The sequence below is a fragment of the Butyrivibrio proteoclasticus P6B7 genome, assembly GCF_000622085.1.
In the GTDB taxonomy this organism is placed as follows: Bacteria; Bacillota; Clostridia; order Lachnospirales; family Lachnospiraceae; genus Butyrivibrio; species Butyrivibrio proteoclasticus_A.
The window spans coordinates 134,291-158,954 of record NZ_JHWL01000002.1; the positions used below are offsets into that span (position 1 = coordinate 134,291).

The 24,664-nt window shown below is 40.4% G+C and carries 23 protein-coding genes; 18 read left to right on the forward strand and 5 right to left on the reverse strand.

The features are described from left to right. Positions 1-9: 9 nt before the first annotated feature. The 15 genes from T541_RS0102195 (at position 10) to T541_RS0102265 (ending at position 16,294) form a co-directional block, all read left to right on the forward strand. Positions 10-960, forward strand: coding sequence for a DUF3137 domain-containing protein (locus tag T541_RS0102195; RefSeq protein ID WP_026651144.1), 951 nt, complete (start codon positions 10-12; stop codon positions 958-960). 13 nt (positions 961-973) lie between these two features. Continuing rightward, positions 974-1,522 (forward strand): LemA family protein, encoded by a 549-nt coding sequence (locus tag T541_RS18590; protein WP_051538048.1) that lies wholly within the window; start codon positions 974-976, stop codon positions 1,520-1,522. A gap of 205 nt (positions 1,523-1,727) precedes the next feature. Further along, on the forward strand, positions 1,728-2,783 hold the full coding sequence (locus tag T541_RS0102205) for a DUF6560 family protein (protein ID WP_155839447.1): 1,056 nt from the start codon (positions 1,728-1,730) through the stop codon (positions 2,781-2,783). Positions 2,784-2,902: 119 nt separating this feature from the next. After that, the gene (locus T541_RS0102210; protein ID WP_026651146.1) at positions 2,903-4,618 is read left to right on the forward strand and encodes an RsiV family protein; all 1,716 of its coding nucleotides are present in this window, start codon (positions 2,903-2,905) and stop codon (positions 4,616-4,618) included. Positions 4,619-4,824: 206 nt separating this feature from the next. Further along, positions 4,825-5,184, forward strand: coding sequence for an ArsR/SmtB family transcription factor (locus T541_RS0102215; RefSeq protein WP_026651147.1), 360 nt, complete (start codon positions 4,825-4,827; stop codon positions 5,182-5,184). 101 nt (positions 5,185-5,285) lie between these two features. Then, a complete protein-coding gene (locus T541_RS0102220) occupies positions 5,286-5,501 on the forward strand; it encodes a cation transporter (RefSeq protein ID WP_026651148.1) in 216 nt (71 codons plus the stop codon). A 77-nt stretch (positions 5,502-5,578) separates the two neighbouring features. Beyond that, the gene (locus T541_RS0102225) at positions 5,579-7,498 is read left to right on the forward strand and encodes a heavy metal translocating P-type ATPase (protein ID WP_026651149.1); all 1,920 of its coding nucleotides are present in this window, start codon (positions 5,579-5,581) and stop codon (positions 7,496-7,498) included. Between the two features lie 26 nt (positions 7,499-7,524). Continuing rightward, a complete protein-coding gene (locus tag T541_RS18595) occupies positions 7,525-9,513 on the forward strand; it encodes a serine hydrolase domain-containing protein (protein ID WP_051538049.1) in 1,989 nt (662 codons plus the stop codon). Continuing rightward, positions 9,506-10,330 (forward strand): purine-nucleoside phosphorylase, encoded by an 825-nt coding sequence (locus T541_RS0102235; protein ID WP_026651150.1) that lies wholly within the window; start codon positions 9,506-9,508, stop codon positions 10,328-10,330. Before T541_RS18595 ends, T541_RS0102235 begins: the two co-directional genes overlap by 8 nt. A gap of 72 nt (positions 10,331-10,402) precedes the next feature. Then, positions 10,403-11,704 (forward strand): amidohydrolase, encoded by a 1,302-nt coding sequence (locus T541_RS0102240; RefSeq protein WP_026651151.1) that lies wholly within the window; start codon positions 10,403-10,405, stop codon positions 11,702-11,704. A gap of 59 nt (positions 11,705-11,763) precedes the next feature. Further along, the gene (locus T541_RS0102245) at positions 11,764-13,437 is read left to right on the forward strand and encodes a MutS-related protein (protein WP_026651152.1); all 1,674 of its coding nucleotides are present in this window, start codon (positions 11,764-11,766) and stop codon (positions 13,435-13,437) included. A 31-nt stretch (positions 13,438-13,468) separates the two neighbouring features. Further along, entirely contained in the window at positions 13,469-13,957 is a 489-nt protein-coding gene (gene rnhA / locus T541_RS0102250; protein WP_026651153.1) for a ribonuclease HI, read from the forward strand. Between the two features lie 33 nt (positions 13,958-13,990). Further along, positions 13,991-14,611: a metallophosphoesterase family protein gene (locus tag T541_RS0102255; RefSeq protein ID WP_026651154.1), complete on the forward strand. Its 621-nt coding sequence runs from the start codon at positions 13,991-13,993 to the stop codon at positions 14,609-14,611. A gap of 17 nt (positions 14,612-14,628) precedes the next feature. Next, a complete protein-coding gene (locus T541_RS0102260; RefSeq protein WP_026651155.1) occupies positions 14,629-15,540 on the forward strand; it encodes an alpha/beta hydrolase in 912 nt (303 codons plus the stop codon). Positions 15,541-15,670: 130 nt separating this feature from the next. Beyond that, complete coding sequence (locus T541_RS0102265) at positions 15,671-16,294, forward strand: hypothetical protein (protein ID WP_026651156.1); 624 nt, start codon at positions 15,671-15,673, stop codon at positions 16,292-16,294. A 91-nt stretch (positions 16,295-16,385) separates the two neighbouring features. Here the strand turns inward: T541_RS0102265 and T541_RS0102270 are convergent, their stop codons facing one another. Then, the gene (locus T541_RS0102270; protein ID WP_026651157.1) at positions 16,386-17,585 is read right to left on the reverse strand and encodes an acyltransferase family protein; all 1,200 of its coding nucleotides are present in this window, start codon (positions 17,583-17,585) and stop codon (positions 16,386-16,388) included. Positions 17,586-17,902: 317 nt separating this feature from the next. Between T541_RS0102270 and T541_RS0102275 the strand changes: the two genes are divergently transcribed. The 3 genes from T541_RS0102275 (at position 17,903) to T541_RS0102285 (ending at position 21,339) form a co-directional block, all read left to right on the forward strand. Further along, positions 17,903-19,255 carry an MATE family efflux transporter gene (locus T541_RS0102275; protein WP_242840739.1) on the forward strand — a complete coding sequence of 451 codons (1,353 nt, stop codon included), beginning with the start codon at positions 17,903-17,905 and terminating at the stop codon, positions 19,253-19,255. 162 nt (positions 19,256-19,417) lie between these two features. After that, positions 19,418-20,044: a hypothetical protein gene (locus T541_RS0102280; protein WP_026651159.1), complete on the forward strand. Its 627-nt coding sequence runs from the start codon at positions 19,418-19,420 to the stop codon at positions 20,042-20,044. 89 nt (positions 20,045-20,133) lie between these two features. After that, positions 20,134-21,339, forward strand: a complete 1,206-nt coding sequence (locus T541_RS0102285) for a hypothetical protein (RefSeq protein ID WP_026651160.1) — start codon at positions 20,134-20,136, stop codon at positions 21,337-21,339. 94 nt (positions 21,340-21,433) lie between these two features. On the opposite strand, the gene fsa is transcribed toward T541_RS0102285, so the two are convergent. The 4 genes from fsa to T541_RS0102305 form a co-directional block, all read right to left on the reverse strand. Continuing rightward, positions 21,434-22,087 carry a fructose-6-phosphate aldolase gene (fsa, locus tag T541_RS0102290; RefSeq protein ID WP_026651161.1) on the reverse strand — a complete coding sequence of 218 codons (654 nt, stop codon included), beginning with the start codon at positions 22,085-22,087 and terminating at the stop codon, positions 21,434-21,436. Positions 22,088-22,195: 108 nt separating this feature from the next. Then, the gene (locus tag T541_RS0102295) at positions 22,196-22,630 is read right to left on the reverse strand and encodes an acetolactate synthase (RefSeq protein ID WP_026651162.1); all 435 of its coding nucleotides are present in this window, start codon (positions 22,628-22,630) and stop codon (positions 22,196-22,198) included. Between the two features lie 88 nt (positions 22,631-22,718). Then, the gene (locus tag T541_RS0102300) at positions 22,719-24,020 is read right to left on the reverse strand and encodes a phenylacetate--CoA ligase family protein (protein WP_026651163.1); all 1,302 of its coding nucleotides are present in this window, start codon (positions 24,018-24,020) and stop codon (positions 22,719-22,721) included. A 44-nt stretch (positions 24,021-24,064) separates the two neighbouring features. Then, positions 24,065-24,646 (reverse strand): indolepyruvate oxidoreductase subunit beta, encoded by a 582-nt coding sequence (locus T541_RS0102305; protein WP_026651164.1) that lies wholly within the window; start codon positions 24,644-24,646, stop codon positions 24,065-24,067. Positions 24,647-24,664: the final 18 nt, after the last annotated feature.

Here is a 24,664-nt window from a genome sequence, read left to right on the forward strand (position 1 = left end):
GGAGTTAACATGAGTTCTGATTATAACGAATATAATGGAATCTCAGGTAATTCAGCAGATATTGGCGGGATCAAGGGAAAACTTGCTCTCGCCAAGTTTCTTAGGATAGTAGGCTTTGTATCGCCGTTCATAGTAATACCATTTATGTTGGTATACCATACCTTTTTGCTAATTATTCCAGTTGTGGCGATTGGTGTGCTTCTGCTTTTTATTGGACTAAAAATAAAGAATAGCGCTATGGATGAGTATGGAAAGACCATAGTTGAGCCCATGGCCAGACAGGTCTTCCCAAATGCTGAGTTTACTTACAATGAGAAGTACATTACCCTGGATTCCTATTTTGATTTAGGACTTATCACCAGAGATGATGATGAGTATGTAACTAACCATCTGGTTTCTAATGATGAACATGAACTTGAGAACTTTTCACTACTTTGTGAGCATACTGATACAGATTCAGATGGTAATTCTTCTACAGTAGTAACCTTTAGGGGAACAGTTGTTAAGTACAAGACTCCTACCAATATACAGGGAGTTGTCAGAGTTATAGCATCTAAACCTCTGAATTTACTTGTAGTTAAGAAGGAGACTACCTTCGTCAGGAAAAATACACCGATTACTCCTGAGAAGATTGAGACAGGATCAGTAACCTTTGACGAGAACTTTGAAGTATTTGCAAGTGATCAGCATACAGGCTTCTATGTTCTTAATGCTTATGTAATTGAGAAATTGCAGGCTTTTAGAGCTAAGTATGGAACTTTCGCTCTTACTATTACTGCTGATACTCTTTATGTGTCTTTTAACCAGAAGGATAAATTTATTTTTGTACCTTCTAAGATTTCTGATATTGGAGATAATCCATTCTTAGAGGCTAGAAATAATCTTAACGAACTGATTGAAAGTCTTAATGATATTGCCTTTGCGATATCAAAGAGTACAGAAAGAGAAAGAACTATATAATTGGGAGATAATAATGATGGGTTTTTTATTTAGTTTTTTGATTTTAGTTATGATTATTGCTGTGATCTATTTTGTAGGTATCAGCAACAGAATTGAGAAGATTAAGATTGCTACAGACCAGGCTAAGGCCGATATTGAGATTTACATGGTAAAAAGATATGACGTTATCATGAACTCTTTAGAGGTAGCCAAGAAATTTATGAGCCATGAGGATGAGATCTTTTCAAAGATCCATGAGATTCATTCAAACATGACTATCAGTGAGCTTTCTGAGCAGAGCAGCCTTCAGGATAAGGCTCAGAAGGGCCTTCTTGCTCTTGCAGAACAGTTCCCAGAGCTTAAGTCACAGGAAGTAATGGTTACACTTCAGAAGCAGATTGCTGATGAGAACGAACATTTCGCAGCTGCCAAGAGAATGTATAACTCAAATGTAACTCAGTTTAACCAGGCTATCGTCGTATTCCCAAGCTCAATCGTAGCGTCTATGAAGAATGTTACACCACTTGAGTTTTTTAAGGATGAAGACGCATTATCAAAGAGAGACGCTAATGTTGTATTTTGATAAAAATATAGACAAGGTAATTAAAAAACCTTGGAAAAAGTTTTGGATTTCTTTACTGATCTTTATAATAACGCTGGTTTTATTTGTTCTGACTGGCCCTATAAACGACAATCTTGCCCTTATTTTTTTCTTTGCGTGTTTTGCTTACTTTATCAAAACCCTTTACGATCTGATTCTGGGATTGATATCAAAAAAAGTTGCAAGGATGGTCCTTAAAACCAGTGAAGGACGTGCGCTTAAAGAGGAATTTAAGAAAGAGACAGTTAAATATATTGAGAAGTTCAAGATTTATGTGGGCTCTCAAATGATGATATGTGCTTTTGACTGGCCTCTAAAGTACGTTTGTTTAAAAGAAATCAAAGCCTTAGATTATTTAAAACATGATGATGAGATGTATACCTTATTTATCATCATGAATAGTGGAGATTCACATTACCTAACTTTTAAGGAAAAGGAATTTCTTACTACGTACAATATGCTTTTTGATCTTTTATCCAGTATTACGCCTGTTCTTAATCTTAAGCCCCATGTACTTAGTAGTGACAGTAAATTCGCTATTTCTAAGGTAAAAGAGCACTACAAGGACAGATATCAGATTAAGGACGTTGAGCCAGGAGACTTCTTTGATGATTATTCTGAGGGCTCTATAGCGCTATATTATTCTCAAAATGGAAAGAGATATGCTCTTATAATCGCTGATGTATGCGGCGTAATAAAGGCTGCAGAAAATGATGACGGTCAGTGGGAGGGCATTGGACTTTATGGCAATGATTCCGGAAGTGAAGGCCTTATTAAGGTAATAGACAGAGAGCTTTCAAAGAAAGAAACCTATGAAGAAGAGATACATTACTCTAAATTTGCAGGTATACTCTTTGGAATTTTTACTGTGTTTTTCCTTTTGATAGGATATGGAGCATACATGCAGGATAAGGACATAGCTGGTGCTGTGCTAGGACTATTCATGCTTTTATTTGTTATTGCATCCCTTTATTTTACTTTGTATTTCCTGCTTACAAAGATTACCCTAAAGGATAATAAGATTACCTTCAGAAACTTTCTTGGAAGAAAAAAGACCTTTGATGTTGAGGCAATTGATGAGATAAGAAATAACCCTATGTCAGGTGAGTATGGCTTTTATAGTAAGGGTAAAAAACTATTTGGAATCACCCAGGCACAATCTGAAAAAGCCTATAGGTTTGTTCATTGTGTTAATCTTTCAAGAACCGGAAGTCAGCTGAATCTTCCTGAAAATAAGAAATAGAAACATCTATACAGATATATAGTCAGTGCTTATTTATGGCCACTTCTTGCAATATGTGCATGAAGTGGCCATAATTATCAGTGTTGTTATTATTACTAGTTTTTTAAACAGGAGGAATTATGAAAAAGACAAGAATTATTGCGATGGGACTGTGCGCTGTGCTTCTCACAGGCTGCTCTTTTACTAATCCATTTGCAAAAGATGAGGCAGACACTGGGTTATCTGTAGAGAATGTGGGTGATAACGCAGATAATGCAGGTGATGTATCCTCAGAGGGAACATCAGAATTTGATTATACAGAAGATATTGTAGATATAGTAAGCTCAGCACTACCAGTATATAAGAATGTCTACCGCTACGATTACAGATATTCTGAGGATGACAATTATGTGAATCTTACTCAGATGACTCATTCCTGGGTTCTTTTAAGGGAAGCTGATAAAGGAGCTTATCCAGGCCTTTACGATGCCCTTATGGACAGAGCACAGGAGGGTATCAAGAACTTCGGCGATTATAGTAATACCATGTATTCTGATGCCACTGAGCAGTATCAGTCCATGGCAGAAAGCGGAGATGAAGCTTCTTTCCCTGCATACGTAGATAATCAATACGACTACATTTCAAGAGCTGATTCCAAGATCGTAAGTATTTGCTCATCCTATGAGACCTATTCCGGCGGTGCTCATGGATACTATGCTACTTATGGCGATAGTTACCTTGTAGAAACTGGTGAAAAGATAGCTCTTTCTAACGTATTTACTATTTCTGAGGATGAATTTGCTTCTAAGCTTAAGGATAAGCTCTCTGTTGAGTTTAATGAAAGAGGATCTAGCTCTGACTATGTTGATGAGTATTTAAGCCATTATAAGTTTGAACCTGACTCAAGTAAGGATGTAAGTAGTGGAGCTGAAGACTGGGAAACAGAGTACATCTTCTATTTTGATTATCAGGGCGTTCATATTGTATTTAACCCTTATGACATTGCTGACTATGCCAGCGGAGCCTTTGATGTTGTATTTGGATATGATGAGGGCGTAATTGCTGATGAATACAAGCTTGTTCCTGACCAGGGTTATATCAATCATGAGGTGATTCCTGTATGTGGTAAGGACTATGAGTACAAGAACGAAATTGAAGGCATGAGATTTGAACTTGCCTATGAGGATGAAGAGCACACTTATGCTTCATCAATTACCCTTGTAAATGGAGATAAAGAGGCATCAGTGGATGCGGACATCTATGCCGAGGATTATTATGGTGACTGCTACCACATTTATACCAAGGATGGTAGAGAGTACATCTACATAATCTTTAGTGAGTTTAATGATTTTACTTCCCTTGTGGCCTTTGATATAACTGGTGGTGATGTTAAGCTTTGTGGTTCTGACTGGTTCCACGATATTTATATTGATTATCAGGATCAGGACTTTAGCGGAGAGCCATGCCTTACAGATCCAGATAACATGCTTCTTGGCCATGTGGGAGAAGCCCTTGGATCCTTCCAGTATTACAACTTATACAGCGTTGGTGCTGATGGAATGCCTGTAGAAAACGATGATGTATGCGACTTTGGAATGGTTGCTACAGACAAAATCGTGGCTAAGAAGGAAGTTCCTGCTGTTAAGGTTGTGGACGGAAAGGCTACATCAGAAAGCTCGCCAATAGCTCCTGGAACAACAGTAGTTCCTGTTGCAACAGATGGAAAGAGCTACGTTGATGTTCAGCTTGAGGATGGAAGCGTAGTTAGAATTACTTATACATCCTATGAATATCCTGCAGCTATCGATGGAACATCAGTAGATGAATACTTTGATGAGCTTATGTATGTAGGCTGATCAGTTACATAGGAAAAAGAACTATAACTGAATTATTAAATCCTCCGAAGAGAGCAAATAAAGCTGTTCTTCGGGGGATTTTTATTTTATGAAAAAAAACAAAAGGATATGTTGACAAATAGAAACAATAGGTTTATATTCAACATATGAACAATCGTTCATATGTTGAAATGAAAATCTAAGATTCTTCGGAAGGAGGTTCATATATGGCTTTAAACGACGTAGAACAGTGTGAAGAGAAGCACGTTCACATCCATTTTGCCAATAAGATTCATCAGGATATGCCAGATGATGATAAGCTTTATGATCTTGCAGAGCTTTTTAAGGTCTTTGGCGATTCCACCAGGATTAAGATCCTGTTTGCGCTTTTTGAATCAGAGATGTGTGTATGTGACATTGCAGACACTCTTAACATGACTCAGTCAGCTATTTCCCACCAGCTTAAGGTTCTTAAGCAGTCAAGACTTGTGGGAAATAGACGTGAGGGTAAGTCAATCATATACTTCCTAGCTGACGATCATGTAAGAACCATCATCAATCAAGGTATTACTCATATCAATGAGTGATGAACGAAAGCTTTTTTGTTAATTATTGGGTCATGACCTGGTTTATTTAGTAACTTAAGCCATGACAATCAAAATATATAAAGAAAAAGGAGAACAAAACTATGAAAAAGACATACAAATGTGAGGTAGATTGTGCTAACTGTGCAGCTAAGATGGAAGAGGCTGTTAAGAAGATTGAAGGCGTAACAGATGCAAGAGTTAACTTCATGACTCAGAAATTCATGCTTGAGGCAGACGATGCTGTATATGCAGAAGTTCTTGAGAAGGCAGTTAAGGCTTGCAAGAAGGTTGAGCCAGACTGCGAGATCGAAGTCTGATAGTTCTATTTTTCTATATTTAGTGTTGTGACGCAATTTAAACCGCTTTAACAAGTCGCAACAGAAAGCGTGTTACTATGACCAAGAAACAAAAAAAAGTCAGAAACAGAATAATAGTTGTGCTGATCATGTTCTTTGCACTTCTAATACTAGATAAGACAGGCGTTCTTGAGCCGGTTCCATGGTATCTTCAGCTTGTGATTTATCTTATTCCTTATATCATCATTGGCTACGATGTAATCAAGAAGGCTGCCATCAATATCAGCCACGGCCAGGTATTTGATGAGAACTTCCTTATGATGATCGCAACCTTCGGAGCCTTTGGTATTGGCGAGTATTCTGAAGCCCTGGCTGTAATGCTTTTCTACCAGGTTGGTGAGCTTTTCCAGAGTTATGCAGTAGGTAAGAGCAGACAGTCCATCACAGAAATGATGAGTATTGCGCCAGAGATAGCCAATATTGTAAGGGAAGATGGAACTGTTGAGGAGGTGGATCCTGAGGAAGTAAGCGTTGGCGATATTCTTCAGATCAGAGCCGGTGAAAAGGTTCCTGTAGACGCAGTGGTTGTGGAGGGCGAATCCTTTATTGATACAGCAGCCCTTACCGGTGAGTCAGTTCCTAGAAAGGTTGTAGCTGGAGATGATATCATAAGCGGCTGCGTTAACCAGGACGGAGTTCTCAAGGTTAGAGCTATTAAGGCCTACGAGGATTCTACAGTAGCCAAGATCTTGGAGCTTGTAGAGAATGCCAGCAACAAGAAGTCCAGAATGGAGAACTTCATCACCAGATTTGCCAGATACTACACACCTGTAGTTACAATCGGTGCGGTCCTTCTTGCAGTGGTTCTTCCATTTGCAACAGGAATCTCTTTTATGGATAGTATCAGAAGAGCCTGCATTTTCCTTATTGTTTCCTGCCCATGCGCACTTGTGATTTCAGTTCCTCTGGGATTTTTCGGAGGAATTGGTGCTTCTTCCAAGATCGGTGTCCTTGTAAAGGGCAGTAACTTCTTAGAGGCAGCATCCCTTATAGATACCATCGTTTTTGACAAGACCGGAACCATCACAAAGGGCGAGTTTAAGGTAACTGACATTGTTCTTGCTGACAATTCTGGTATAGATAGCTCTTTATCCGGTGATAATGACCTTAAGACACAGCTTCTTAAGATCGCTGCCCATGGTGAAGCCTTATCCAATCACCCAATCGCAAGATCCATTAAGGAAGCCTACGAGCAGAAGGGCTATGCAGTTGATCAGAGCCTTGTAGATGAAGCATCTACCAAAGAAGTGGCTGGTCACGGTATCACTACTGTTTATGATGGAAAAGAGCTTATTCTTGGAAATGGCAAAGCTCTTTTAGCAAATAATATCGAGTATTCTGAGATCGACAGCCCTGGAACTACAGTGTATGTTGCTCTTGATGGCAAATACCTTGGTTGTATCGTTATCTCAGATGTTATTAAGGACGGCGTAGTAGACGCCATAGCTAATATCAAAAAGGCCGGAGTTGACAAAACAGTTCTTCTTACAGGAGACCGTAAGAATGCAGCACTTTTCACTGCCAAGAAGGTTGGAATTGACGAGACACACTACGAGCTTCTTCCAGCTGATAAAGTCACTCAGGTTGAAAAAATGCTTTCAGAAGAGGATAATAACAGTAAGCTTGCATTTGTTGGTGATGGCATTAATGATGCTCCTGTACTTATGAGAGCTGATGTTGGAATTGCCATGGGATCCCTTGGATCAGACGCAGCTATTGAGGCTGCAGACATCGTAATTATGGACGATGATCTTCGCAAGATCCCATCTGTTATCAAGATTGCCCGCAAGACTCTTAGAATCGTTAAAGAGAATATCGTATTCGCTCTTACTGTTAAGATTGCAATCCTTATTCTTGGAGCACTGGGACTTACAACCATGTGGCTTGCTGTATTTGGCGATGTTGGCGTTGCAGTCCTTGCAATACTTAATTCCATGAGAGCCCTTAAATACGATTAAATATCTTTCTTTTAGGAGGACATTTAATGGCACGAGCAGAACTTTCCGTGGGAGAACTACTTCTTAAGCTTGTTAGTAAAGAAACTGGGGAAATAAGTAAGGTTGATTACTATCCGCAGAAACCTGAATTTGAGCAGGGGACTGTATTTCTTGAGCAGGCACTTGAAAGGAGTAGTCCTGAATCCCAGGGCGTAAGTTCTGCTTTTTTTACGGACCTGATCAGGTCACTGTCAAGGGATAAGGATTGTAATATGCACAAGTTCATGGCCCTTCGCCATGGTAAGGTCATCGCTGAGTGCGCCTTTGAACCCTATGACCTTAATTACTGGCACGTTTCCTATTCCATGTGTAAGAGCATAGTGGGAATGGCCATCGGAATCCTTATTTATGAGGAAAAGCTTACCCTTGATACTAAGCTAAGCGAAATCTTTAGCTCTGGAGGAATCCTTTCATTTCTTAAAAAGGATATTACAGTCAGACACCTGCTTACCATGTCCAGCGGCTCGGACTTTAACGAGGCTGGCATAGTCAGTGGTAATGACTGGAAAAAGAGCTTTCTTGAATCTGGCTCAAAATTCGAGCCCGGAACCAAATTTGATTACAACAGCATGAACACCTATATGCTTTCTGCCATAGTAACAGAGGTTACTGGGGAGACTTTGTTTGAGTACTGCAGGGAGAGAATTTTTGAACCTATGGGAATTAAGCGAATCTTCTGGGAAAGCTGCCCTAAGCATATAACAAAGGGCGGCTGGGGTCTGTTTATCAGGGCCGAGGATATGGCTAAGCTTGGCCAGTTGTATCTTCAAAAGGGCCAGTGGAAGGGTAAGCAGATCGTTCCTGAAGACTGGGTAAAAGAGTCCACCTCCTGGCAGATAGAGACTTCAAACGACACAGATGAGCACTATGGCTATCAGATTTGGGTAAACGATGACAGAAAGGGTTCCTTTGCTTACAACGGAATCCTTGGTCAGAACGTGTTTGTATATCCTGATGTTGATATGGTGGTGGTAACCAACGCAGGTAACAGCGATATCTTTGAGACCAGTAAAATGGCCATGAAGATAAGGAATGCCATGAAGAATGATCTGGTGGTATCTGACGAGCCATTGCCAGAGGATTTCAAGGCTCTTAATGAGCTTAAGGCCATCTGCAAATCCGTTAGCGGCAGAACAGCTGCTTTTCCGACAATTTCTGGTGGAGGCTGGAAGAGACGCTGCGTTAAGATGACCACAGGAAGACCAAGACCAAGTTCTGTAAATGTAGACGTTAATAAGAGAAGCACCTTCAAAGACTATGTAAATGCCTACAACGTAAGAAATGAAAACCAGTTAAGAGCCATGTGGCTTGATAAACTGGATGGAACAAAGTATAAGATGGATGTCAGCGGAGTAGGCGTATTCCCTCTTATGATGCAGATAGTCCATAATAATTTCACGGATGGAATCAGCAAGATCGGCTTTAGAAAAGGCGACAATAACAGCTTCTTTATAGAGCTCTATGAGGGAGATCAGATCTATAGCCTTAGATGTGGCTTTGGCGGCAAAAGATATATCAGCATGATCAACATGCATGGAGAAAAGTACAGGGTTACCGTTAGTTCTTTTTGCCAGACAGATGAATACAACAGGTTCGTCATAAGAAATGATATATGCTTCATGGAAGAAGCCTGCGGAAGATCCATCAACATCTACTTTGAAAATGACGCCCTTGATAGGGAAGATGGGAAGGCCACATTTATTCATCCTGCAGTTCCCAAGGCCATCGAAGTCAGATTCCTTGAAAATCCGGGAGCTGACATGCTGATGAATACAATTAATGGACTTTCCCCGGAAAGTCTTGGATCCATAGAATCCAAGCTTATTGAGAAGTTCTACAAGGGCGGTCTTAAATACGTTATTGAGAATGCCATGGTTGATATGGTTCAGCCAATTATTCATGGAACCATAGTCATAGGGGATGGAACTATGGTACAATCAGAGGATGAAATAAGTTTGGAGGATAGAAATGAGTAATTCCAGATATGAGAAGTTACAGTCATGCTTAAAGGCTGTAAGAGAAAAGACAGATTTTGTTCCAGAGGTGGCTTTGGTCCTTGGTTCAGGCCTTGGTAACTACGCTGAGAACATTAAGATTGAGTGTGAGATAGAGTATAAGGATATTCCAGGATTCCCTGTATCTACAGTTCCAGGTCACGCAGGCAAGTTTATCTTCGGCTACGTTGGAGATGTTAAGGTTGTTTGTATGAAGGGCCGTGTTCACTACTATGAGGGCTATGATATTGGAGATGTTGTACTTCCAGCAAGGCTCATGGGCATGATGGGAGCTAAGATCCTTTTCCTTACAAACGCTGCAGGCGGTATGGGAGATGGATTTAAGGCAGGAGACCTTATGCTTATCACAGATCACATTTCCTGCTTTGCACCTAATCCACTTATTGGTGCTAACCTTGAGGAGCTTGGACCACGCTTCCCAGATATGTCTGAAGTTTATAAGAAGGACCTTGCAGATACCATCAGAAAGGTTGCTTCAGATAACGGCATAGAGCTTAAGGAAGGTGTTTACGCACAGCTTACAGGTCCTTCTTTCGAGTCTCCAGCTGAGATTAGAATGCTTAAGGGTCTTGGCGCTTCAGCTGTTGGTATGAGCACTGTTGTAGAAGCTATCGCAGCTAACCACATGGGACTTAAGGTTTGCGGTGTTTCCTGCATCAGTAATCTTGCTGCAGGTATCAGCGATCAGCCTCTTTGTCACGAAGAGGTTCAGGAGGCAGCTGACAAGGCAGCTCCTTTATTTACTAAGCTTGTAACTGAATCTATCAAAGCTTTCTAATAAGCGTTTAATGACTATTACTATGCATATGCTGTTTATGGCATATGCATAGATATTTTATGGGAGAATGGTATGAGAACTAGATTTTTTAACGCAAGAATTCTTACTATGGAGCCAGATAGAGAGATTTTTGTTGGCGAGGTTTGGGTAGTTAAGGATGAGATAATCTTTGTGGGGACAGAGGAAGAAGGCAGGTCTTACTGCAACGACCATCCGGATCAGATCCTTATTTGGGACAGAGAGATAGATTGTAAAAAGAACTTACTCATGCCCGGATTTAAAAATGCCCACACCCATTCAGCCATGACCTTAATGAGATCAAAGGCTGATGATCTGCCACTTTCTGATTGGCTTAATACACAGATTTTCCCAATAGAAGCTAAGATGACTGGGGAAGATATTTATCATTTATCCAAGATTGCGATTTTGGAGTATTTATCAAGTGGTATCACAGCTGCATTTGAGATGTATCTGACACCTTTTACCGTGGCAGATTCCTTTAGAGATTGCGGCTTTAGATGTGTTCAGACCAGCTGTGTCAACAATTTCAGCCAGAGCGTAGAACTGCTTGAAAAGTATTATACAGATATCAATGGTAAGGATGAGTTTAACTCCTTTATCCTTGGTGTTCACGCAGAATATACCTGCTCTAAGGAGCTTTTAGAGGAGTGTGCCAAGCTTACCCATAAGTATAAGGCACCTTTCTGGGCTCACATTCAGGAGACTGAGTCTGAGACCAAGGAGTGTATCGAAAGATATGGCATGACTCCTATCGAATTCTTTGACAGTCTTGGTCTGTTTGATTACGGCGGAGGTGGATACCACCTTGTATGGACCAATGATCACGACAGAGAGATCATGAAAAAGAGGGGACTTTACGTAGTAACAAACCCTGGCTCTAACCTTAAGCTTGCCAGTGGTATTGCACCTATTAAGGAGTATCTTGAGGCAGGAATCCCTGTTGCCATCGGAACTGATGGACCAGCCAGCAACAACTGTCTTGATATGTTCAGGGAGATGTTCCTGGTTACAGGACTTGCCAAGGTTAAGAACATGGATGCCTCCAGCGTAGATGCCAAGGAAGTTCTTAAGATGGCCACAGTTAACGGCGCTAAGGCCATGGGACTTAATGACTGTGACGTTCTTGCTCCTGGTAAAAAAGCTGACATTATCATGCTTGATCTTATGAGACCTAACATGCAGCCAATCAACAACATCGAAAAGAACATTGTATATAGTGGTAGCAAAGAAAACGTCATCATGACCATGATCGGCGGCGTCATCAGATACGAAAACGGCAAGTTCAATATTGGCGAAGATATTGATGCTATCTATGCTAAAGCAGAAGAGATAAAAGCAAGATTATATTCATAAAATGAGCCACAGGGACTGGGTAGTGGCTCAAAAAGACAGAAAAGGAAATACTAGTTAATATGGAAGCAATCATTTTTTTAGCAGCACTTGTAGGAGTTAGCTTTATAGCATTTCTTTTAGGGCTTCGAGACCAGAGAAATGCAAGAAAACTCCTTCTTAAAAAGCTTATAAAGGACTTTGGAGATGCACCAAACAGGAAATACAAAGAGGATGATTTTGACCACATCCCTGGTTATTTCCTAAGACACAGAGATGGATTTCAGATTGATGATACAACCTGGAATGACCTTAACATGGACGGTGTATTTGCCCGCATGAATTATTGCCTTTCCGCCAGCGGTGAGGAGTATCTTTATTACATGTTAAGAACTCCAAGGCAGGAGGATGACTTTGATGAGCTTGAGTCCCACATTGAGTTCTTCAGGCATGATCACGAAGCCAGAAGAAAGATTCAGCTTATCTACGGAACTATCGGACGCCGCATCCGTTATTCAATCTATGATTATCTTGATCAGCTTGATAAATACGATAATTACAGCAACAAGAAGCACTATTTAATGCTGGTTCTTATGGCAGCATCTATAGGCCTTTGCTTTTATAATTTCACCTTGGGTTTCTGCGTTCTTATAGGACTTATGGCAATCAATATCCTGTCATACTTTAAGGTTAAGGGCGATATTGAGCCATTTATTGCAACCTACGGCTACATAATGAACGTATACAACTCTGTAGATGAGTTTAAAAAGCTGGATTATAAAGAAATAAGAGATGACGTTGATCAGCTTATAGCAGCTCAGAAGAAGCTTACAGCCTTTAACTTTGGATCCTACATTCTCATGTCTCCAACCAGAATGAACTCTGGCGGGAACCCGATTGAGGCTATTGTTGACTACCTTAGAATGGCTCTTCACCTTGATATTATCAAGTTCAATCAGATGTTCAAGGAAATCAGGGACAATAAGGACGCCATAGATGAGATCATCACTATTACAGGTAAGCTTGAGGCTGAGATCTCAATTGCCTGCTTTAGAGAGTCCTACAGGGATCATTTCTGCATTCCTGAATTTGCAGGAGATTCCTATGTGGCAAAAGAGCTGATTCACCCACTTATAGCTGATCCGGTAGCCAACAGTATTGTGGCTGATAAGGGAGTTCTTTTAACAGGATCTAATGCATCTGGTAAATCCACATTCCTTAAGACCTGCGGAGTTAACGCACTTCTTGCTCAGTCCACACATACAGCTTTAGCAGACCAGTACAAGGCTCCAATGTATAGGATCTATTCCTCAATGGCCCTTACTGACAACCTCTTTGAGGGCGATAGCTATTACATCGTAGAGATCAAGTCCATTAAGAGAATTCTGGATGCAGCAAGAGAGAAGGGCTGCAAGGTACTTTGCTTTGTGGATGAGGTACTTCGCGGAACCAATACAATTGAGCGAATTGCAGCTTCAACCCAGATTCTTAAGGTGTTTGCTGACAGTAAGATCAAGTGCTTTGCTGCAACCCACGATATTGAGCTTACTCAGCTTCTTAAGGAGCAGTATCAGCTTTATCACTTTGAGGGAAATGTATCTGACAACGACGTTCACTTTGACTACGTTATGAAGGATGGCCCAGCCACCAATAGAAATGCCATTAAGCTTCTTGGAGCTCTTGGCTATGACAAGGATATCGTTGATAAGGCTCAGCACATGGCTGATCGCTTCCTTGAATCAGGTAGCTGGAAATAAACACAGACTCTATAATGAATAAGGACAAGATATGTTAGTAGAGATTTTTACAGATGGTTCTGCCCGCGGTAACCCAGACGGACCTGGTGGCTACGGTGCAGTTCTTAGATATACAGATGCCAAGGGAGAGGTTCATGAAAAAGAGCTGTCTGCAGGCTATGACAAAACAACAAATAACAGAATGGAACTTCTTGGAGCCATAGTGGCACTGGAAGCCTTGAACCGTCCATGTGATGTGGTGTTCACATCAGATTCCAAGTATGTGATCAGTGCTTTCAATGAGCACTGGCTGGATAACTGGATCAAGCGTGGTTGGAAGACTGCTAATAAGCAGCCTGTTAAGAATGTGGAGCTTTGGAAGAGACTTATGGCCGCTGCAGAGCCCCATAAGATCAAGTGGAACTGGGTTAAGGGTCACGCAGGACATGCGGAGAATGAAAGGTGCGATCAGCTGGCCACAGCTGCTGCCGATCAGGATACATCGCTTCTTTTGCACGATGATGGTGGAGACCTTAAATAGCTCTTTTCACAATAATGAAACGAGGAACAATTATTGATTTATTACATTGCGGACTGTCATTTCTATCACGGCGCCCTTAATGACAAGATGGATAAAAGAGGCTTTGGCAGCGCTGAGGAAATGAATGAGTACATGATCGAAAAGTGGAATAGTAAGGTCACAAAGGCTGACACAGTAGTGGTTCTTGGTGATCTGTCCCTTGGTAATGTAGATGAGACCAATGAACTCATTCATAGACTTAATGGAAAGCTATGCCTGATAAAGGGTAATCACGACAAGTTCGTTGATAAGCCAGGGCTTGATTTAGACAGATTTGAATGGATTGATAATTACAGGGAGATCACTGATTCCCAGAAAAAGGTTGTTTGCTGCCATTATCCGATTCCATTCTATGAGGGACAGTATAGAAAGAGGCACAATGGCGATCCCAAGGCATTTATGCTTTATGGTCATGTTCATGAGACAAGGGATGAGGCTCTTATGAAACGCATCATCAATATGATCCAGGAAACACCCTATGTGCCAATTGGAAGTGAGCATGAGGGCCAGATTCCCTGCAATATGATCAACTGCTTTTGCATGAAATCCGACTATACGCCATTAACTCTTCTTGAGTGGATAAGCCTTGAGAGGGAACTTGGAAACAGGGAATGACTATGCGGAGGAATGGAGTGAAGAAACTTATGAAGATTCTGATTATTATTCTTTGTATATTGCTAGTAATCTGCATTTATATCGCATTTTGGCTTCCTAAGTTTATTATGACAGGAAATAGGCAGACCCTGGAAGAAGCCTACAACTGGCAGATGGAGCATTATGATGCCTCTTACTATAACGAACTTGATAAGACGGATTATATAGTTAAGGGCTTTGAAGACTATGAGCTTCACGTACAGTTTTTAAAGAATCCTAATCCTACAACCAAGTATATGATCCTGACCCATGGCTATACTGATAACCATATTGGAACTCTTAAATACGTTAAGATGTATTTAGACCTTGGCTTTAACTGTGTGATCTATGACCTTAGAGGTCATGGTGAGAATGAGCCTACATTTACCACCTATGGAATCAGGGAAGCTAAGGATCTTATCTGTGTTATTGATGATACCAGAGAGCGATATAGTGACATTACAGTTCTTGGCCTTCACGGGGAATCCCTTGGTTCAGCTACCACAATTACATCCCTTAAATATAAGCCCCAGGTTGATTTTGCAGTTTGCGATTGCGGTTTTTCTGATATTGAGAACGTTCTTAGAAATGGATATAAAAACCTTCATTTACCAACATGGCTTTACGATGTGGCCAATTTTACCGGTAAGATCAGATACCATTATGTTCTTGGTGAGATGAGACCTATTGATTCATTAGATGATAATGAGGTTCCGATTCTCTTTATCCATGGAGCAGAGGATACCCTTATTGTTCCTAAGAACTCAGAGGATATGGCACAAAGAACTAAGGGATATAGCGAAGTACACATCATCCCTGGTGCAGAGCATGCAATGTCTATGCTTACAGCTCCTGAGGATTACGTAGAATATGTGACAGGTTTTCTTAAAAAGATAAGCATTATTGAGTAATTACTGTGGTGATGATATTATCAAATTATAGTTTACTTATTTTTTATTCTTAGTTTATTGAAATTTGGTCTAAAGAAACGGACAATAATAGAGTACGAAGATGTTTTTCCGTGGAAGGAGGCATAAATTTATGAAAACTATGTTTAAGCGCTCTTTAACACTTATCCTTTCAGTAGTTCTTTTATCCTGCATTCCTGCCTTTGCTGTAAGAGCTGCAGGTTATTCAACTGGTGCTATTACAGACAATGTATATGAGAACGAATTCTTTGGTTTTAAGCTGACACTTCCTGATGGATATGAATTTGTAAGTGACGAACAGCTTACTCAGATTGCTGGAAGAACTTTGGCAGAGATTAAAGATAACGAGGGTACAATTGCTTCCATTGAAAATGGTGAGGTTGTTACCTATGCCTTCGCTTCTGATTCCACAGGACTTAATTCGATAAACATTGTTTTATCCAAGAATGCCAATAGCTCTGTAACAGTTAAAGAAGCTATGGATGCTGCTATTGAAGAGATAGTTCCAATTCTTGAGGATAGCGGATTTATTGATATCAATGCCGGCATTGAACAGAAGAAAGCTCTTGGAACAACTAATGATGTAATGTATGTGGAAGGAAAGATTGGCGGATTTGGATTCTATGAAAAGCAGATAGCCTTCTTTAAGGATGGATATGCAATCCATATCACAATTGCCAACTATGGAGAGGATAATACACAGGCGCTGTTTGATGGCCTTTCTAAGATTAAGTGATAGCTCTTTTTACAATTGATTGCGAATAAATCAGATTAAAATAGTGGGTAGTCCATAACGGATTACCCACTTTCTTTTTGCTTTGGTTTTATCAGGCTGACTTAGCTTCTTTCTTTGCTTCAAGAGGCTTGTCTGTTTTCTTTTTGTTAAAGAGTCCAAGGATAAGACCATGGAACTTCTTAAGAAGGATTGCTGATGGAAGACCAAGAGCAAATACAACAAGTACATAAACGATAACGTACTTAATGTGGTGAGGTGACTTAACGCCGCCATCGAACTGCCATCCGAAGAGCTCTACGAAAAGTCCATGGATGAGATAGAACTCAAGGGTTATAGTGCCCATGAACTTAAGGAACTTATTGCCAATCTTGACCTTCATGCCAAGAAGGATGCAGCAGAATACGAAATCTGTAGTATAGAATACCTGTCCAAGAAGACTCATACGTCTTCTAAAGATTGTATCTGGAGCTCCCCAGTTCTCTCCGTAGTATCCATAGATATTGCACCAGATTTCCTGAAGCATATTAAGTGGATGGAGAAGAACAAGTGCAAGGATAAGGTATACCCAGAAGTATTTCTGAAGGTGAGGAACAATCTTGTCCTCGTACTTAGCAAAGATAATACCTATTGGGAAAAGGTGTACGCAGTTGTACCACCATTCTCCTCTGATCCAGAAATTGTTATGGTTAACTGTTGTTCCAAAGAGCATGTAAGCTACAACAAAAGCTGTAGTAGCAATAACAGCCAGGTGATCGTTCTTGATGAATCTAAATGACAGATAGAAAGCCAGATAGAAGAATGGAAGAACGATTACATACCAGGTATTAGGATTGCAGAGCTTAAGGCTTGTAAGATAATAGAAAGCCTGCTGTCCATCAATCTTTTCACCAACAAGAAGTCTTGCGATGAAGAAGATAAGTGTTGTTGAATAAAGAGCTAAAATAACAGGAAGGATTCTTCTTGTAAAATAACCCTTTAAGTAGTTGTCCTTGGTGTGGAAGCTCTTATAAACTCCATAGCCATTAAAGAAAAGGAATACTGCCACCAGGATGTAACCAATTGGAACAAAGAAATCAAGACCGTGTACAATTCGGCTCTGTGGCTGAATCCATGATGCAGCGGTCTTCTGACCAATGTGATGGAGCATAATACAGATTGCCAAAAATCCTTGAAATGCCTTGGTCTGCTCAAGGGAAAGGCTGTCATTAAACTTGCCCTTTCCAGCATACTTGGCTCCCCATAAAAGAATGATTGGCAGAATAATGTAGACTGAATAGATTAGTTGTTTCATACCTACCTCCCAAAAGTTGTGTCTGACATTAGCAGACTAAAATATTTAATTGTAACCCCACATAAATACTACATTTTTCCCATAAAAATCTCTACGCAGATATTTCTATTTTGTTCTCACAATTTGCGGAAGTCTGAGAAGTAAGTCACTGGGGACGGTTCAAGTCACTGGGGACGGTTCTAATTGACTCCTTTTGGAGTCAATTAGAACCGTCCCCCAGTGACTTACACAAAACTTTAATAAATTACAGTATTACTATTGGGAATTACTGATGATATAATTAGCTTGCTTCACTAGTTTGGAGCAAGGAGAATATTATGAAAATGAATTCTAAGATGACTGAGGGTCGTCCACTTACACTTCTGCTTAAGTTCATTATCCCAATTTTCCTGGGATTTATTTTCCAGCAATTTTATAACATGGTTGATACTGTTATTGTTGGTCGTTTTGTAAGCCCACAGGCTCTTGCGGCAGTTGGATCCACAGGAACGGTTATGTTCCTTGTAATGGGCCTAGCAAACGGTATGACCACTGGATATACAGTTCTAATCAGTCAGAAATTCGGAGCCGGAGATAAAGAGGGTACAAGAGGAGCCTTTGTTAATGCAATCCTTCTTGGCCTTATTAGTACTGCCATCATTACGGCTATCTTTATAGTGCTGATGAATCCTCTTCTTAAGCTCATGAATACCCCTGAAGACATCTATGCTGATGCCTATGCTTATATCACTACAATCTGTGCAGGAAGTATTGCCCTTATTGGCTACAACCTTTTGGCGGCATCACTTCGTGCTATTGGTAACAGTAGGACACCTTTGTACTTCCTTATTTTCTCAGCCTTTATGAATATCGCTCTGGACCTTGTTTTCATAGTTCTTTTCCATTTGGGAACCTTTGGAGCAGCCCTTGCAACAGACATATCCCAAGGGTTATCTGCTATACTGTGTATGGGATACATCATTAAAAATGTTGATGTGCTTCGTCCTAAGCTTAGTGATTTCCACCTGAATAAAGAGTATTCAGGTAAGCAATTAAGAATCGGTATTCCAATGGCACTTCAGTTTGGAATTACTGCTTCTGGAACCATGGTTATGCAGGCGTCTATCAATATCTACAAGTCAGTTGCCCTTACTGGATTTACTGCTGCAGGTAAGGTCATTAATCTTATGACTGCCGGAATGCCTTCTCTTGGACAGACTATTGCAGCTTATTGCGGACAGAACTACGGTTATGGAGATCTTGATCGTGTTCATCAGGGCACAAGGGATGCCATGAAGATAGCTATTGTTTACTCTATAGTTAATGCAATCCTAAGCCTTGGACTACTGCCTATAATCATCAAATTCTTCTTTGATGCCAACGTTGATATCAGTGTTTACATGCCATATGCAAGAACTTACGTGCACGAATGCGTATTCTTCTTCATACCGCTGGCCATGATCTTCATTTACAGAAATGCAATGCAGGCCTGTGGCTACGGAGTAACAGCTCTGGCCCTCGGTGGAATGGAGCTACTTGCTAGGCTCATCACGGCCTTCGTATCCATGGCCATAAAGAGCTATCCTCTGGCCGTTGCCGGCGACGCTCTCGCTTGGCTACTAACTGGAGTTTTCTCCTACATCCTCTACAGGTTTGTTATGAAGGATTTATACAAGAAGCTAGGAAAGTGATTGTAGTACCGGAAGTTTAATTCGGACAGGACAGTTGCCAGGATAAAAATAGTATATTTTTATCCTGGCAACTTGTGTTTTGTAGGAATTATCTTGTCGGTGCAACATAATCCATACTTTATCTGTGTATATCTATGAAAGGACATTTTAAGGAGATAATGTATGAGTAACACAGATATAGTTAGAAAAGTCGTGAATATTGTAGTAGCCATAGCTAATCTTTTGACTATCTATTTTATTGAGAATAAGATCTATTGGGCTTTTGTATGGAGTGCGATACTTATCCTATTTAATATCTTTTGGAGGGATAAGAACCACGAACAGAGAAGTCTTAGAAAGACAATATATGCGCTTCTTATTGTAGCTCTTTTCATGTTTGTAAGTTTTGAGAATGTTTATGAGTATGGTAAAAAGGCAGAGGCTGTTGAGGATTATGTTGTGGCAGATGGGTATGTATCGGATGTGGATTCGCATACGAGGGCCCGCAGCAGATATATATCTATTAGATATGATTACACAGTTAATTGGGAGTACGAGGGCAGGAAATACAGCTATGATGTAGAGGATAGTAGGTATAGCCCTAATGCTGATCTTGATACAGTTTATTTTGATCCTTACACCAATGATTATTCTTTGGATAGCCCTGAGAGACTTCTTTTAAATATGTTTTTATCTGTGGGGTGTTGTTTTATCAATTTTGCGGGCATAGTGATTATCTTTTTATGCATGGCAGAAGACAACAAGAATAGAAAAAGAAATATGATGTATTCATACAATTATAATTACTAAGATTCGTGGGGACGGGAAAATTTGATTGATTAGTTCTACCATCTGGTGTAGAGTGTTATTCGGAATTTATTTATAAGCAGGAAGTATCAATGAAGTTAGTTAAGTTTAAAGTTGACAGACCAAAGAAGTTACCATTTTTATCATCAGTGTATGGGCTGATCTTACTTGCATTTATTTATGGATTATTAGGAACCACTTACTACCAATATGGCGGTGAATATGTGATGGTGGCCTTGGCTATAAGCCTTGTTGCTTTAGTCGTCGCAACTATAGTTGCCCCATTTGTATGGATTAAGCACTATATAGCTAATTCCAAACCTAGTGAAAAGGTAGATGATGTTGTTCCAACATTTAATACTAAATTAAGAGCTGGCGAGTACATGGATGCCTTTGAATATCTTAATGTTAAGAAGCCGTCATTTCCTAAGCTCAATAATGTAGAGATAGACAATACTGAGTATACAAACAGATTTAAGCTAAGAGTATCAAATGGCGGATCTTTTGGACTTAACTATCTGATTACAGAGGATTACTATGATGTCTTTATAGAAAGAAAATATAGCATCCTCGCTATAGTATTCAAGATTCTTTCATTTATTGTTTTTCTTGGATATCTATTTATATCTTTTACCTATGACGATTTGGGAATAACAGAAGAACAGCTGATATTGTCCTTCTACATTCTGGTTCCAATATTTATTATTCATACCATAGCTTTCTATGTGACAAAGAGCTATGAAAAGCTTATCACAGCCTATGTTCTTAAGGATGCCGAGGAAGGTCATTGGGATACCTCTGGAAGTGAAGATTTAGATCCTCTGGAAGAAAGTGTAGATGAAGTAATCTTTGATACCTTGATCATGGTTTACGATACCAAGAAGGGATACTTTGAGGACATGTTTTTAAAGGACCCAAATGGTGATATCAAGCAGCAGTTCAAGGACTATATCATCACCTATTATACTGGGGACGATGATGAAGTAACCAAGAGAAGAGTTAATAGTATTGATTTTGAGCTTACAGAGGTTACAGAGGACATTTTTGAACTAGTTAAGAATACATTTCCACTGGATAAGAAATATGCAAAAGACCTGATTTCTTATGTTGGATCCATGGATTACAGATTAAGTGAGATTCTTGGTGGAGACCTTATTAGGATTCTTAAGCCTACAGGAGCCCTTGTTGAAAAGAACTATGAAGACCTTCATGAGACACTTCTTGGAACTGAAGTGAAGAACATTTTCTTCCTTGTATATCCAGAGGGCGTAGTGGTTCTGGTAGATGGAATCGATTAAAAAACTATTCAATTAAACATAAAATAATAAAGAGCTTATATCACCATTAAACTGGATGATATAAGCTCTTTTACTTATCACTATATCTTATGAATTACTTACCAAATACAGCCTCATAGTCCTTAACGAACTTCTCAATACCCTGATCTGTAAGAGGGTGATGTGTCATCTGCTCAATTACCTTGTAAGGAACTGTTGCAATGTCAGCACCTGCAAGAGCGCAGTCTGTAACGTGCATAGGATGACGGATAGAAGCAGCGATGATCTCTGTCTCGATGTTGTGGATGTTGAAGATCTCAGCAACCTCTGAGATAAGATCTGTTCCACGAACTGAGATATCATCAAGTCTTCCAAGGAATGGGCTAACAAATGCAGCGCCTGATCTTGCAGCGAGAAGAGCCTGGTTAGCTGTGAAGATAAGAGTCATGTTAACCTTGATTCCCTCTTTAGCAAGTACGTGGCAAGCCTTAAGACCTTCTACTGTCATAGGAATCTTAACTACCATGTTCTTATGAAGCTTGGCAATCTCTCTACCCTCAGCGATCATGCCCTCAGCATCCTGAGTTGTAGCCTTAACCTCGCCGCTGATAGGTCCATCAACGATAGAAGCGATTTCTTTAACTACTTCGTATACATCGCGGCCTTCCTTAGCGATAAGAGATGGGTTTGTAGTAACACCACAGATAACACCCATGTCGTTAGCTTTTTTAATTTCTTCAATGTTGGCTGTGTCAATAAAGAATTTCATTGTACTCCTCCTAATAGAAAAATATGAACAAACATATCTTATCATTTATGCTATCAGGATGATTGCTTTATGTTGCTATGTTCTAATCATTTAATGCTCAAAGACTAATTAGATATTAGCAATCTCTTCCTGTGTAAGGAGCTTAAGGCCCTTACCTGCAAGCTTAGCCTCAGCGTTCTTGGTATCAGCAACACGGAAGATCATATAAGCCTGACCACCGTTGCCTCGACCTGGGAAAGCATACATGTACTCGATGTTTACGCCAGCCTCTGAGAAGTGAGACAGGAGCTTATCAAGACCGCCGGTCTCATCTGGAATCTCAACTGCTAGAACAGGAGTAAGGCTCGCTACAAAGTCGTGCTCCTTAAGAGTATTTACTGCTTCCATGGCATCGTCCACAACAAGGCGGGCAATTCCAAAGTCCTTGGTCTCAGCAAGAGAAGTAGCACGCATGCTGATCTTACTTGCTGCCAGAACCTCAGTCATTTTCTTAAGTGTACCTGGTTTATTTTCTAGAAATACAGAGATTTGCATTACGCTCATGAAGTTATCCTCCCAAACTTAGTGTCTGAAACTGGTTTAGAAATTTGAGAATTATATACTAATATTTTAGCATAATCCCCAGTCTCTATCAGATTTTTCTCTTATCAATTACCCTTACAGCCTTGCCTTCACTTCTTGCAATTGACTTAGGTGCAAGGAGAGAAACCTTAGCCTTGATTCCAAGCATAGACTTAAGATCATCTGACAATTTCTTTTGTCTTTCCTCAACTTCACCGATGTTATCAGTGAAGATCTCAGGAGTCATCTCAACCTGAACGTCCAGTGTATCAGTATTGTTAACTCTGTCTACAACAATCTGATAGTTGGCAGCATATCCATTGTTCAAAAGAACTGTCTCTATCTGGCTTGGGAATACGTTAACACCTCTGATGATGAGCATGTCATCGCTTCTTCCCATAGGCTTAGCCATTCTGATATGGGTTCTTCCACAGGAGCATTTCTCTCTTGAAAGCTTACAGATATCCTTTGTACGATAACGGATCATTGGGAAGGCTTTTTTATCGATGGCTGTAAATACAAGTTCGCCCTCACTTCCAAGAGGCAGAACCTCTTCAGTATCTGGATCGATTATCTCTGCAATAAAGTGGTCTTCATTGATGTGCATACCTTTCTGCTCAGAACACTCAAAGGCAACACCAGGACCGGAGAGCTCTGTAAGACCATAGATATCATAAGCCTTGATTCCAAGAGTATTCTGAATATCTCTTCTCATTTCTTCACTCCAGGCCTCAGCACCAAAGATACCAGCCTTTAAAGTGATGTCCTCAGGCTTATAGCCAAGCTCTTTGAAACGCTCTCCAAGATATGCTGCATAGCTTGGAGTACAGCAAAGGAAAGTGGCTTTAAGATCGTTAATGAACATGATCTGTCTGTCTGTGTTTCCTGAGCTGGCTGGAATTGTAAGGCATCCTACCTTATGAGAACCGCCGTGGAGACCAGCTCCTCCTGTAAAGAGACCATAGCCATAGGCAACCTGAAGAATATCATCGCTGGTGCCGCCTGCTGCCATAATAGCTCTAGCGCAGCAGTCCTCCCAAAGATCCACATCCTCCTGGGTGTAGAAGGCAACAACTCTTTTACCTGTTGTTCCAGAAGTTGAGTGGATTCTTACACAGTCCTTCATTGGAACACCAAGAAGTCCGGTTGGGTAAGAGTCGCGAAGATCCTGCTTTGATAAAAATGGGAGCTTATGAAGGTCATCAACTGACTTGATGTCATCAGGTGTTACACCTTTTTCTTCCATCTTTTTACGATAATAGGGAACGTTATCCCATACATGCTTAACCTGTTCTACAAGCTTTTTACTTTGGATTTCCCTGATTTTTTCAAGGGGTGCGCATTCGATTTCTTCCTGGTAGTACCTTTCCATAACTTCCTCCCGGTTTTATTATGTATTTCCCAATATTAGGATTATTATTCTTCAGTGGCGTTTTTGCCAAGCTCAAAGGCTTTCTTATTCATGGCAAGGAACTTTTCAGGAACGTTTGCTTCCAAAGCTTCCATCCAAGCCTCCTCTGATAAGTCAAAGTAGTGTGAGAGTCTTCCAAGAAGAACGATGTTAACAGCCTTTGATGAACCTGCTTCGTTGGCAAACTTAAGGCAGTCAAGAGCGTCAACTTTAGCTCCGGACTCTTTTAACTTACTAACAAGATTCTCCGGATATTCTGCAGCACCTGTAATAACAGGCATTGGATCGATCTGCTGAGTGTTAGTTACGATGACACCACCTTTTTTAAGGTATGGAAGCCATCTTGCAGCCTCTAACAGCTCAAAGGATACGATATAATCAGCTTCGCCCTCATCGATAACAGGAGAGTAGACCTTATCACCAAATCTTACGTAGGTTACAACGCTGCCGCCTCTCTGGCTCATGCCGTGAACCTCTGATACCTTAACGTCATACCCTTTTGTTAAAAAGAGATAGCCCAACATTTTACTTGCAAGAAGTGAGCCTTGTCCGCCAACGCCCACGATCATAATATTCTTAGTTTCCATTTGCGTTTCCTCCTAAAA